Here is a 12,938-nt window from a genome sequence, read left to right as displayed (position 1 = left end):
GAGAGGACGATGACCATGAGCGAGCGCAGCGAGCGAATCATCAGGTTCAGTGCGGTGGTGCCTCATGGCGGCACGGAGCGAAGCGGAGTGCGGGCATGAGCGCCGACGCGCTGGCCGCCCCGGCCGGTCCGCAGCCCGACTCCGCCGGCCACTTCGGCCGGTTCGGCGGCCGGTTCGTACCGGAGGCGCTGGTCGCGGCGCTCGACGAGCTGGACGCCGCGCACCGCACGGCGATGGCCGACGAGTCGTTCCGGGCGGAGTTCGCCGCCCTGCTGCGCGACTACGCCGGCACGCCCTCGCTGCTCTACGCGGCCCGGCGGTTCTCCGCCAAGGCCGGCGCGCGGGTGCTGCTCAAGCGGGAGGACCTCAACCACACCGGGGCGCACAAGGTGCGCAACGTGCTCGGCCAGGCGCTGCTGACCAAGCGGATGGGCAAGACCCGGGTGATCGCGGAGACCGGCGCCGGCCAGCACGGCGTGGCCACGGCCACCGCCGCCGCCCTGTTCGACCTCGACTGCGTGGTCTACATGGGCCAGGTCGACACCGAGCGGCAGGCGCTCAACGTGGCGCGGATGCGCATGCTCGGCGCCACCGTCGTCCCGGTCACCAACGGCTCGCGCACCCTCAAGGACGCGATGAACGAGGCGATGCGGGACTGGGTCGCCAACGTCGACGACACCCACTACCTGATCGGCACCGCCGCCGGGCCGCACCCGTTCCCGGCGATGGTCCGCGACTTCGTCCGCGGCATCGGCGACGAGGCGCGCCAGCAGTGCCTCGACCTGACCGGCGCGCTGCCGGACGCGGTCACCGCCTGCGTCGGCGGCGGCTCCAACGCGCTGGGCATCTTCCACGCCTTCGTCGGCGACCCCGGCGTGCGGCTCTACGGCTTCGAGGCCGGCGGCGACGGGGTGGAGACCGGGCGGCACGCGGCCAGCATCACCGGCGGCTCCGCCGGCGTGCTGCACGGCACCCGCACGTACGTCCTCCAGGACGCCGACGGCCAGACCTGCGAGTCGCACTCGATCTCCGCCGGGCTGGACTACCCCGGCGTCGGGCCGGAGCACGCCTGGCTGCACGACACCGGCCGGGCCAGCTACATGCCCGTCACCGACGACGAGGCGATGGCCGCGTTCGAGCTGCTCTGCCGGACGGAGGGCATCATCCCGGCGATCGAGAGCGCGCACGCGCTCGCCGGCACCCTCAAGATCGCCCCGAAGCTCGCCGCCGAGCTGGGCCGGGAGCCCACCGTCGTGGTCAACCTCTCCGGCCGGGGCGACAAGGACGTCCACACGGCCGGCAACTACTTCGGCATCCTCGACAAGGAGCAGTGAGAAACGTGAGCCGGATCGGGGTGGCGTTCGACAAGGCGCGCGCCGACGGGCGGGCGGTGCTGGTCGGCTGCATGCCGGCCGGGTTCCCGACCGTCGAGGGCAGCATCGCCGCGATGACCGCGATGGTCGAGGCCGGCGTCGACGTGATCGAGGTGGAGATCCCGTACTCCGACCCGGTGATGGACGGCCCGGTGATCCAGAGGGCCAGCGACATCGCCCTCGCCGGCGGCGTACGCACCGCCGACACGCTGCGCATCATCGAGGCGGTCGCGGCCACCGGGGCGCCCGTGGTCACGATGACGTACTGGAACCCGGTCGAGCGCTACGGCGTGGACGCCTTCGCCCGGGACCTCGCCTCGGCCGGGGGCACCGGCCTGGTCACCCCGGACCTGATCCCCGAGGAGGCCGGCGAGTGGCTCGCCGCCTCGGACGCGTACGGGCTGGACCGCACCTTCCTGGTGTCGCCCTCCTCGACCGACGCGCGGCTGGCGATGACCGCGGCGCACTGCCGGGGCTTCGTCTACGCCACCGCGATCATGGGCGTCACGGGCGCCCGGGCGAAGACCTCCGACGCGGCGCCGGTCCTGGTCTCCCGGCTGCGGGAGGTCACCGACCTGCCGGTCGGCGTGGGGCTGGGCGTCGGCACGGGCGCGCAGGCCGGCACGGTCGCCGGGTACGCCGACGGCGTCATCGTCGGCAGCGCCCTGATCCGCTGCCTTCTCGACGCCCCGGACGAGGCGTCCGGCCTGGCCGCCCTCCGCACCCTCAGCGCCGAACTCGCCCAAGGCGTCCGCACCCCCACCCCCTGACCCACCCCCTCCTCCCTCCCTCCCTCCCTCCCTCCCTCCCTCCCTCCCTCGCCGTCCGCCGCCCGCGATCTTGCACTTTGTGCCCGCGTAATGCGCGGAATGCCCCTTTTGCCAGGGCGGAAAGTGCAAGATCGCGAGGGTGGGCGGAGTGGGGCGGGAGCGTGGGCGCGTAGGGGCGCGCGGGGGAGTTGGTTAGTGGCGGGTTGGCGTGGGTGGATTGGCCCGCTGGCCCGGCGGGTGTCCGGCCGGGGGTGCGATCGCGCTCGGAGTGGTGCCCGTTTCAGCCGCAGTGTCCGGTGCGAGGCTGTCCGGTGCGACACCATCCGCCCCCGCACCACCCACCCCCGCGCCGACCGACCCCGTGACGGCCGATCCCGCGCAGCCCGCCCCCGCGGTGTGCAGGACGCCGGAGCGGCCCGCCATCGCGTCGGCGAGCGCGGCCCGGGTGGTCGGCGTGAGCGCCTCCGGCAGAGCGGTGGGGGCGTGCCAGGACGCTTGGCAGCCGCCCGTCGGCTCGCCGGTCGGCCCCGGCCCCCGGGCGCGTGCCCGGAAGACGTGCACCAGGACGTCGGGCAGCGGCCCGGCACGACCGGCCGACGACGCGACCCGCGCCGCCGACGAGGCCGGGCCGGCGGGGCTCGTCGACGCCGGGGCGCACGCGCCGACCAGGTGGTAGAGGCCGACCAGGTCGACGACCTCGACCTCCCAGCCCGTCTCGGCCCGGATGTCGCGCATCGCGGCGTGCGCCGGGCTCTCCGCCGGACGCAGCCGGCCGCCCGGGAGCCCGTAGCGTCGCTCGCCCCGGCCCTGGCGGCAGAGCAGCACCCGGCCGGCGTCGTCGGTGACGACCGCCGCGACCGCCCAGGTGAGCGCGCCCATGGACAAAGAGCCTACGGGGGCGCAAACCAGAAGTCACCGGGATCGGGCGACGGTGGACCGGGGTGCCGCCGGAGGGGCGCACGACGGTAGCGTGTGCATCCGTGACTCTCGCCTCGCTGTCCCCCCAGGCGGCCCTGCCCAGCCCCAGCACCGCCGTGTGGCAGCTCGGACCGGTGCCGGTCCGGGCGTACGCGCTGTGCATCATCGTCGGCATCGTGGTGGCCTGCTGGGTCACCGAACGGCGGCTGCGCCAGCGCGGCGTGGCCCCCGGCGCGGTCCTCGACATCGCGGTCTGGGCGGTGCCGGCCGGCATCATCGGCGCCCGGATCTACCACGTGATCACCTCGCCGGAGAAGTACTTCGGCACGGGCGGCGACCCGCTGAAGGCGTTCGCCATCTGGGAGGGCGGTCTCGGCATCTGGGGCGCGGTGGCCGGCGGCGCGGTCGGCGCCTGGATCGCCGCCCGGCAGCTCGGCATCCCGTTCGCGGTGGTCGCCGACGCGCTGGCCCCCGGCCTGCCGCTGGCCCAGGCGATCGGCCGGCTCGGCAACTGGTTCAACAACGAGCTGTACGGCGGCCGGACCACCCTGCCGTGGGGCCTGGAGATCCACCGGATGGATCCGGACAACCCCGGCCAGGCGCTGCGGGACGACGCCGGCCGGCCGATCCTCGAGCCGGGGCTCTACCACCCGACGTTCGCGTACGAGCTGCTGTGGAACCTCGGCGTCGCCGCGCTGGTCCTCGTCCTCGACCGCAAGCTGCGCCTCGGCCGGGGGCGGGCGTTCGCCCTCTACGTGATGGGCTACACCGCCGGGCGGTTCTGGATCGAGCTGATGCGTACCGACGAGGCGAACACCATCCTCGGCGTACGCCTGAACGTCTGGACCGCCGGCCTGGTGTTCCTCGGCGCCCTGGTCTACTTCCTGCGGGTGCGCGGGCCCCGCGAGTACCTCGTTCCGGTCGGCGCCGCCGCGACGCCGCCCGTGCCCGCCGACTCCGACGTCTCGCAGGTCGACCTCTCCGCCGCCGAGGCGGGGGCGAAGCCGGCCGCGCCGGAGGGCTACCGGGTGGTCGGCGAGGAGCAGTACCGGCGCTGGCGGGAGACCGGCGAGTTGCCCGCCACGACCGGCGAGGAGACGGTGACCGGGAAGGACGCCGCGAGCGCCGGCGACGGGTCCGTCGAGCCGGACGGCGACGAGGAGAGCTCGGAGGACCGGGCGGGGGCTGCCGGCTTCCGGCCCGCCGACCGCGACAGCTGAGGGGGAGCACCACATGCGTAGCGCGGTGGTGGTGGGGGCCGGCGTCGGTGGCCTCGCGGTCGCCGGCGCGCTGGCGCGCTCCGGGTGGCGGGTCACCCTGCTGGAGCGCGCCGACCGGGTCCGCCCCGAGCCGACCGCCGTGGCGCTCTGGCCCAACGGCGTACGCGCGCTGCGCGCCCTCGGTCTCGGCGCCGGCCTGGAGGCGATCGCCACGCCGCTGCCCGACGGCGGGGTACGCCGCCCGGACGGCCACTGGCTGGTGCAGCCCCGGCCGACCCCCGCCGACCGGATGCCGGTGGTGGTGCACCGGGAGGACCTGCACGACGCGCTGATCGCCGGGCTGGGCGACGAGGTGGAGCTGCGCACCGGGGTGACGGTGCGGACGGTCCGCGCCGAGCCCGGCCAACGCCCGTCGGTCGGCGACGGCCGGCACACCGTCGAGGCGGACCTGGTGGTCGCCGCGGACGGCACCGACAGCGAGATCCGCCGCCAGCTCGCCCCCGAGTCCGGGGTGGTCAGCTCGGGCTGCGCCGCGTGGCGGGCGGTGATCCCCTGGTACCGCGCCCCGAAGCTGCCCGCCGACCGGCCCGTCGGCGGCGAGGTGCTCGGCGCCGGGTACCGGTTCGTGTCCGCCTCGCTGGGCGAGCGCGGATCCTCCGGCGCCTCCAGCCGGGGCGGCATCTACTGGGTGGCCACGGCCGCCGGGGCGCCCCGCCCGGAGCCGCCGGAGACCCAGCTGGCCCTGCTGCGCCGCTGGTACGCGGGCTGGCCCGCGCCGATCGCCGAGCTGCTCGACGCCACCGACCCGGCGGACCTGGTGCAGCAGGAGATCCGCGAGCTGCGACCGCTGCCCAGGTCGTACGGTTTCCCGGCCGGCCCGGGCGGGGTGGTGCTGCTCGGCGACGCCGCGCACGCCATGCCGCCGCACCTCGGCCAGGGCGCCTGCCTCGCCTTCGAGGACGCGGCGACCCTCGCCTCGCTGCTGCGCGAGTCCCGACTGCCCGACGCCGTGGTCGCGTACGACCGGGTGCGCCGGCCCCGCGCGGCGACGGTGGTCCGGCAGACCCGCCGGATGTCGGCGGTGCTGAAGGCCCGGGGCCCGCTGGCGCTGCGCGCCCGCGACGCCGCCCTCGGCACGATCACGCCCCGTCTGCTCTCCACCGCCGCCACCACGGCCGCCCAGTGGCGCCCCCCGACCTGACCCGCTCCCCGTCGGTCACGCGGTTGTCGTCGGGGACGGGTGCCGGGATGAACCGGGCAGCACAAACTCCATGCTCGACCGGGCGAGGGCCGGGCGGGGGTGTCAGGGGGTGACGGGGGCGGGCTCGGCGATGCAGGCGGTACCGACGCGGCGGAAGCCGACGCGGAGGTAGACCCGGGCGATGTCCTCGCTGCCGGCGGAGAGGAAGACCAGGTCGGTGCCGGCGGCGAGCAGCGCGCGGGCCAGCGCGGCCGTGACCGCCGCGCCCAGGCCGCGGCGGCGGGCGGCCGGCAGGGTGGCGATCCCGGCGATCTCGGCCACGTCGCCGACCCGCATCGCCATCCCGCTGGCCAGCGCGCCGTCGGCGGGCGTGCCGGCCAGCGCCGACAGTCGCCGACCGTCGGCGATCCGGGCCCGCTCCTCGTCCAGCGTCGCCTCGTCCAACCCGGCCACGGCGGCGTCCCGCTGCGCCGGGCCGGCCTCGCCGCGGTCGGTGCCGGGCGCGGCGAACCCGACGGCGGCGACCGCTCGCTGCGCGGCCACGTCCGCCGCGAAGCCGGGTTCCGCCGGGTCGAGCAGCCGCACCGGCACGTCAGTGCGGGCGCCCGGGTCGGGCAGGGCGCCCGGGTCGAGCACCATCAGCGGAGCCTCCAGCACGGACAGGCCCGCCGACCGGGCCACCGCGAGCAGGTCCGGGGTCGTCTCGTGCACCCACTCGAGGGCCTCGGGCAGGCCGAGTTCGCGCTGCCGTTCGCGTACCGCCGCGACGTCGGCCAGCGACGGCGGCTCGGTGGCGTCGAGCCGGGGCCGCGCGTAGAACGGCCAGCCGGCCCCGTTCCGGACGAACAGCACGAGGGTGCCGTGCTCCTCCGTCCGGGCGTCGTCCCGGGGCACGGCGTCGTAGAAGCGTTCCAACCGGTCGAACAGGTCCTTCGGCAGGCGATCCACCGGGCGAGACTACACGTCCCAGAGTCTGGAATGTGTGATCAATCTGCACTGGCCTTGCGCGCCGGACCCTAACGTAGACTCAATAGACCCTTGAGGGCCGACGTCGTCCCGATCGAGATCCACCCTGAGTGACGACAGGAGGCCCGGTGGCCTTTCCGTACCCTCACCGCAGCCCCCAGCAGGCCCCGCACCTCGGCCCGGGAGCGCCCGCGGCCGGGCTCTACGACCCCGCCCAGGAGCACGACGCCTGCGGTGTGGCCTTCGTGGCGGACCTGCATGGACGGCGCTCGCACGCGGTCGTGGTCAACGGCCTCGACGCGCTCTGCCGACTGGACCACCGGGGAGCCCGTGGCGCGGAACCGAACACCGGCGACGGCGCGGGGATCATGATCCAGGTGCCGGACGCGTTCCTGCGCGCGGTGGTCGACTTCCCGCTGCCGCCCGCCGGAGCGTACGCCACCGGCCTGGTGTTCCTCCCCGACGACGACGCCGCCGAGGCCCGTGCCCGCCGCGTGGTGGAGAAGTACGCGCTGGTCGAGGGGGCCGACCTGCTCGGCTGGCGGGACGTGCCGGTCGACCCGAGCGGCCTCGGCGAGACCGCCCTCGCGGCGATGCCCCGGGTCCGGCAGCTGTTCCTCGCCGCGCACCGGCTCACCGACTCGCCCGCCGGGCCGGCCGGGTCGCCGCTGGGCGGCATCGAGCTGGAGCGGGTGGCGTTCTGCGTCCGCAAGCAGGCCGAGCGGGAGAGCGCCGAGCGGGGCGTGCCGGCGTACTTCCCGTCGCTGTCCGGGCGGACCATGGTCTGGAAGGGCATGCTCACCCCCGACCAGCTTCCCGCGTTCTACCCCGAGCTGACCGACGAGCGGGTGGAGAGCGCGATCGCGCTGGTGCACTCCCGGTTCTCCACCAACACGTTCCCGTCCTGGCCGCTGGCGCACCCGTACCGGCTCATCGCGCACAACGGCGAGATCAACACCATTCGGGGCAACCGGAACTGGATGCAGGCGAGAGAGTCGATGCTCACCAGCGGCGGTTCCTCAGCCGCCGGCGGAGCCGGCGGGCACCTGCCCGGCAACATCCGCCGGGTCCTCCCGGTCTGCACCCCCGCCGCCTCCGACTCGGCGAACTTCGACGAGGTCCTCGAACTGCTGCACCTGGCCGGGCGGAGCCTGCCGCACGCGGTGCTGATGATGATCCCCGAGGCGTGGGAGAACGACCCGGACATGGCCCCCGACAAGCGGGCCTTCTACCGCTTCCACGCGAGCCTCATGGAGCCGTGGGACGGGCCGGCCTCGGTCGCCTTCACCGACGGCGAGATCGTCGGCGCCGTGCTCGACCGCAACGGGCTGCGCCCGGGCCGCTGGTGGCGGACGGACGACGGCCTGGTGGTGCTCGGCAGCGAGGCCGGCGTGCTCGACCTCGACCCCGCCCGGGTGGTCGCCAAGGGCCGCCTCCAGCCGGGGAAGATGTTCCTGGTCGACACCGTCGCCGGGCGGATCGTGCACGACGACGAGATCAAGGCGGAGCTGGCCGCCGCGCAGCCGTACGCCGAGTGGTTGCACGCCGGCCTGATCGAGCTGACCGACCTGCCCCCGCGCGAGCACATCGTCTACACCCACGACTCGGTGCGCCGCCGGCAGCAGACCTTCGGCTACACCGAGGAGGAGCTGAAGATCCTGCTCGCGCCGATGGCGCGGACGGGCGCCGAGCCGCTCGGCTCGATGGGCACCGACACCCCGATCGCCCCGCTGTCCACCCGGCCGCGGCTGCTCTACGACTACTTCCACCAGCTCTTCGCGCAGGTCACCAACCCGCCGCTGGACGCCATCCGCGAGGAGCTGGTGACCAGCCTGGCGTCGACGATCGGGCCGGAGGGCAACCTGCTCGACCCGGGCCCGGCGAGCTGCCGGCAGATCGTGCTGCCGTACCCGGTTATCGACAACGACGAGCTGGCCAAGATCCTCTCCATCGACGAGGACGGCGACCTGCCGGGCTTCAAGGCGGTGCGGGTCTCCGGGCTCTACCGGGTCCGGGAGGGCGGCGCCGGGATCAAGGCCCGGCTGACCGAGATCTGCCGGCACGTCTCCGAGGCGATCGAGGACGGCGTACGCATCCTGGTGCTGTCGGACCGGGACTCCAACGCCGACCTCGCCCCGATCCCGTCGCTGCTGCTCACCGCCGCCGTGCACCAGCACCTGGTCCGGGAGCAGACCCGCACCCAGGTGGCGCTGGTCGTCGAGTCCGGCGACTGCCGCGAGGTGCACCACGCCGCCGTGCTGATCGGCTACGGCGCGGCGGCGGTCAACCCGTACCTGGCCTTCGAGTCGGTCGAGGACATGATCGCCACCGGCGCGCTCGCCGGCGTCGAGCCGGTGAAGGCGGTCCGCAACTACGTCAAGGCGCTCGGCAAGGGCGTCCTGAAGATCATGTCCAAGATGGGCATCTCGACGGTGTCGTCGTACTGCGGGGCGCAGGTCTTCGAGGCCGTCGGGCTGGACTCCCGGCTGGTCGAGCGCTACTTCCGCGGCACCCCGAGCAAGATCGGCGGGATCGGGCTGGACGGCATCCACGCCGAGGTGGCCGCCCGGCACGCCGTGGCCTGGCCGGAGCCGGGCGCCGAGTCCTCCTCGGGGCGGCTGGCGGTGGGCGGCGAGTACCAGTGGCGCCGCGAGGGTGAGCTGCACCTGTTCAACCCGGAGACGGTCTTCCTGCTCCAGCACGCCACCCGCAGCCGCCAGTACGACGTCTTCCGCCAGTACACGGCGAAGGTCGACGAGCTGGCCGCGAAGGCAGGCTCGCTGCGCGGGCTGTTCACCCTGCGGACCGGCGTGCGGCCGGCGGTGCCCCTCGACGAGGTCGAGCCGGCCACCGAGATCGTCAAGCGGTTCGCCACCGGCGCCATGTCGTACGGGTCGATCTCGGCGGAGGCGCACGAGACCCTCGCCATCGCCATGAACCGCCTCGGCGGCAAGTCCAACACCGGCGAGGGCGGCGAGGACGTCGACCGGCTGCACGACCCGGCCCGCCGCTCCGCCGTCAAGCAGATCGCCAGCGGCCGGTTCGGCGTGACCAGCGAATACCTGGTCAACGCCGACGACCTCCAAATCAAGATGGCGCAGGGCGCCAAGCCCGGCGAGGGCGGGCAGCTGCCCGGCAACAAGGTCTGGCCGTGGATCGCCCGCACCCGGCACGCCACGCCGGGCGTCGGCCTGATCTCCCCGCCGCCGCACCACGACATCTACTCCATCGAGGACCTCGCCCAGCTCGTCCACGACCTGAAGTGCGTCAACCCGTCCGCGCGGGTGCACGTCAAGCTCGTCAGCGAGGTCGGCGTCGGCACCGTGGCGGCGGGCGTGGCGAAGCTCAAGGCCGACGTCATCCTGATCTCCGGCCACGACGGCGGCACCGGCGCGTCCCCGCTGAACTCGCTCAAGCACGCCGGCACCCCGTGGGAGCTGGGGCTGGCCGAGGCGCAGCAGACGCTGCTGCTCAACAAGCTGCGCGACCGGGTCACCGTGCAGGTCGACGGCCAGCTCAAGACCGGCCGGGACGTGCTGGTCGCGGCGCTGCTCGGCGCCGAGGAGTTCGGCTTCGCCACCGCCCCGCTGATCGTCGAGGGCTGCGTGATGATGCGGGTGTGCCACCTGGACACCTGCCCGGTCGGCATCGCCACCCAGAACCCGGTGCTGCGGGAACGCTTCACCGGCCGGCCGGAGTTCGTGGAGAACTTCTTCCTCTTCCTCGCCGAGGAGGTCCGCGGCTACCTGGCCGAGCTGGGCCTCCGCTCGATCGAGGAGGCCATCGGGCACGCCGAGCTGCTCGACGTCGCCCCGGCGATCGCGCACTGGAAGGCCGGCGGGCTCGATCTGACCCCCGTGCTGCACCTGCCGGAGCTGCCGGCCGGCGCCGCCCGCCGGGGCGTCCGCGCCCAGGACCACGGCCTGGACCTGGCGCTGGACAACGAGCTGATCGCCCTCGCCGGGCCGGCGCTGCGCGACGGCACGCCCGTACGGGTCGAGGTGGCGGTGCGCAACGAGCACCGCAGCGTCGGCGCGATGCTGGGCGGCGAGGTGACCCGTCGCTTCGGCGGGGCCGGCCTGCCCACCGACACGGTCGAGTTCACGCTGCGCGGCACCGCCGGGCAGTCGTTCGGCGCGTTCCTGCCGCGCGGGGTCACCCTGCGCCTGCACGGCGACGCCAACGACTACGTGGGCAAGGGCCTCTCCGGCGGCCGGCTCATCGTACGGCCGGACGCCGCCGCCCCCTTCGTCGACGGCGACGCCGCACCGGGGGAGCGGGCCGAGGACCAGACCATCGCCGGCAACACCATCCTCTACGGCGCCACGGCCGGTGAGCTCTTCCTGCGCGGCCGGGTGGGGGAGCGGTTCGCGGTGCGCAACTCCGGCGCGGTGGCCGTCGTCGAGGGCGTCGGCGACCACGGCTGCGAGTACATGACCGGCGGGACCGTGGTGGTGCTGGGGCCGACCGGCCGGAACTTCGCCGCCGGCATGTCCGGCGGGACCGCGTTCGTGTACCGGCTGGACCGCCGCCGGGTCAACGCGGAGCTGGTCGACCTGGCCCCGCTGTCCGGGGAGGAGCAGGCCGTGCTGCACGAGCTGGTACAGCGGCACTTCGCCGAGACCGACTCGGCGGTCGCCGAGGAGCTGCTCAAGCGCTGGCCGGAGGCGGTGGCGGAGTTCACCGTGGTGGTGCCCCGGGACTACCGCCGGGTGCTGGAGATCATGCGGGCCGCCGAAGCCGCCGGCCGCGACATCGACGACGCGGTGATGAGCGCGCTCTCCGCGCCCGCCGCGAAGTCCATGCCGACCACGCCCGCCCCGCGGGCGGCGGTCCAGGAGGTGGCTCGTGCCTGACCCGAACGGTTTCCTGCGCTACGACCGGCGGCTGCCGGCGCGCCGCCCGGTGCCGGTGCGGATCAGCGACTGGCGGGAGGTCTACCCGCCGGCCGGCGAGGAGCTGATCCGCGAGCAGGCCACCCGCTGCATGGACTGCGGCATCCCGTTCTGCCACGACGGCTGCCCGCTGGGCAACCGCATCCCCGACTGGAACGACCTGGTCCGCACGGGCGGCTGGGACGCGGCGGTGGAGTCGCTGCACGCCACCAACAACTTTCCGGAGTTCACCGGCCGGCTCTGCCCGGCGCCCTGCGAGGCGGCCTGCGTGCTCGGCATCGGCGGCGGCCAGCCGGTCACCATCAAGCAGGTCGAGGTGGAGATCGCCGACGCGGCCGTCGCACGGGGCGGCCTGCTGCCGCGCCCGGTGCCCGCGCCGACCGGCCGGTCGGTCGCCGTGGTGGGCTCCGGCCCCGCCGGCCTCGCCGCCGCGCAGCAGCTCGCCCGCGCCGGCCACGCCGTGACGGTGTACGAGCGCGACGACGCGATCGGCGGCCTGCTCCGGTACGGCATCCCCGACTTCAAGCTGGAGAAGGTCCACATCGACCGGCGGCTGGCCCAGCTCGCCGCCGAGGGCGTGCGCTTCCGCACCGGGGTCACCGTCGGCGTCGACGTCACCGCCGAGCAGGTGCGCGCCGAGCACGACGCGGTGCTGCTCGCCTGCGGCGCGCTGCAGGGCCGGGACACCCCGGAGACCCCGGGCCGGCACCTGCGCGGCGTGCACCAGGCGATGGACCACCTCGTCGCGGCCAACCGGGTGGTCGCCGCGGCGGCCGGCGGCCGGCCCGACACCGCCGTGCTGCCCGACGGCACGCCCATCGACGCGGCCGGGAAGCACGTGGTGATCATCGGTGGCGGCGACACGGCGGCGGACTGCCTCGGCGTGGCGCACCGGCAGGGCACGGCCGGCGTACACCAGCTCGACCTCTACCCCCGGCCGCCGCAGGCCCGCGACGAGGCCCGGGACCCGTGGCCGACCTGGCCGTGGCTCCTGCGCAGCTACCCGGCGCACGAGGAGGGCGGCGAGCGGGTCTTCGCCGTCGCGGTGCAGGAGTTCGTCGACGACGGCACCGGGCAGGTGCGGGCCGTGCGGATCGCCGAGGTGAGCGTGGAGAAGCGGGACGGGCGGCGGATTGTCACCCCGCTGCCCGGCTCGGAGCGGGAGCTGCCGGCCGACCTGGTGCTGCTGGCCATCGGTTTCGAGGGCACCGAGGAGCAGCCGCTGCTCGACCAGTTCGGGGTCGTCCGCAACGCGCGGGGGGCGGTCGACGCCCGGCCGGACTGGCAGACCGACGCCGACGGCGTCTTCGTCGCCGGTGACATGCACCGGGGCGCCTCGTTGATCGTCTGGGCGATCGCCGAGGGGCGGGCGGCGGCCGCCGCGATCCACGCGTACCTCGGCGGGGTCGGAACGCTCCCGGCCCCGGTGGATCCGGCCCGGCAGCCGCTCGCGGCCCGCTGACCACCCCCTCGGACCCGACGTGGTCCCGGCCTGCGCCTGGCAGGCCGGGACCACGTCGCGTGAGCCGCCTCACGAAAGACGGCAAATCGGTTTAATTGCCGCCAGACTTGGCGGCTGCCGTGCACCGCCACCC

The 12,938-nt window shown here is 74.9% G+C and carries 8 protein-coding genes; 6 read left to right on the top strand and 2 right to left on the bottom strand.

Features of this window, described 5'->3' with window-relative positions; genetic code table 11:
• The first annotated feature begins 95 nt into the window (after positions 1-95).
• Entirely contained in the window at positions 96-1,334 is a 1,239-nt protein-coding gene (trpB, locus tag ACGF5C_RS14585) for a tryptophan synthase subunit beta (protein WP_393301401.1), read from the top strand.
• Between the two features lie 5 nt (positions 1,335-1,339).
• Complete coding sequence (trpA, locus tag ACGF5C_RS14580; protein ID WP_393301398.1) at positions 1,340-2,143, top strand: tryptophan synthase subunit alpha; 804 nt, start codon at positions 1,340-1,342, stop codon at positions 2,141-2,143.
• 192 nt (positions 2,144-2,335) lie between these two features.
• Here the strand turns inward: trpA and ACGF5C_RS14575 are convergent, their stop codons facing one another.
• Positions 2,336-3,022, bottom strand: a complete 687-nt coding sequence (locus tag ACGF5C_RS14575; RefSeq protein ID WP_393301395.1) for an NUDIX hydrolase — start codon at positions 3,020-3,022, stop codon at positions 2,336-2,338.
• Between the two features lie 101 nt (positions 3,023-3,123).
• Here ACGF5C_RS14575 and lgt point away from each other — a divergent pair, with 101 nt between their 5' ends.
• On the top strand, positions 3,124-4,281 hold the full coding sequence (gene lgt / locus ACGF5C_RS14570; RefSeq protein ID WP_393301392.1) for a prolipoprotein diacylglyceryl transferase: 1,158 nt from the start codon (positions 3,124-3,126) through the stop codon (positions 4,279-4,281).
• Positions 4,282-4,294: 13 nt separating this feature from the next.
• Positions 4,295-5,482 (top strand): FAD-dependent oxidoreductase, encoded by a 1,188-nt coding sequence (locus ACGF5C_RS14565; RefSeq protein ID WP_393301389.1) that lies wholly within the window; start codon positions 4,295-4,297, stop codon positions 5,480-5,482.
• Positions 5,483-5,584: 102 nt separating this feature from the next.
• On the opposite strand, the gene ACGF5C_RS14560 is transcribed toward ACGF5C_RS14565, so the two are convergent.
• Positions 5,585-6,421 (bottom strand): GNAT family N-acetyltransferase, encoded by an 837-nt coding sequence (locus ACGF5C_RS14560; RefSeq protein WP_393301670.1) that lies wholly within the window; start codon positions 6,419-6,421, stop codon positions 5,585-5,587.
• A 155-nt stretch (positions 6,422-6,576) separates the two neighbouring features.
• On the opposite strand from ACGF5C_RS14560, the gene gltB reads away from it, so the two are divergent.
• Both gltB and ACGF5C_RS14550 read left to right on the top strand, forming a co-directional pair.
• Positions 6,577-11,304 (top strand): glutamate synthase large subunit, encoded by a 4,728-nt coding sequence (gene gltB / locus ACGF5C_RS14555; protein WP_393301386.1) that lies wholly within the window; start codon positions 6,577-6,579, stop codon positions 11,302-11,304.
• Positions 11,297-12,805 carry a glutamate synthase subunit beta gene (locus ACGF5C_RS14550; RefSeq protein WP_393301383.1) on the top strand — a complete coding sequence of 503 codons (1,509 nt, stop codon included), beginning with the start codon at positions 11,297-11,299 and terminating at the stop codon, positions 12,803-12,805. Before gltB ends, ACGF5C_RS14550 begins: the two co-directional genes overlap by 8 nt.
• Positions 12,806-12,938 lie beyond the last annotated feature (133 nt).

This window comes from Micromonospora sp. NPDC047620, from assembly GCF_043205005.1.
Lineage (GTDB): Bacteria > Actinomycetota > Actinomycetes > Mycobacteriales > Micromonosporaceae > Micromonospora.
The sequence above is the reverse complement of the archived record's forward strand: the minus strand, read 5'-3'. Positions and strand labels throughout refer to the sequence as shown.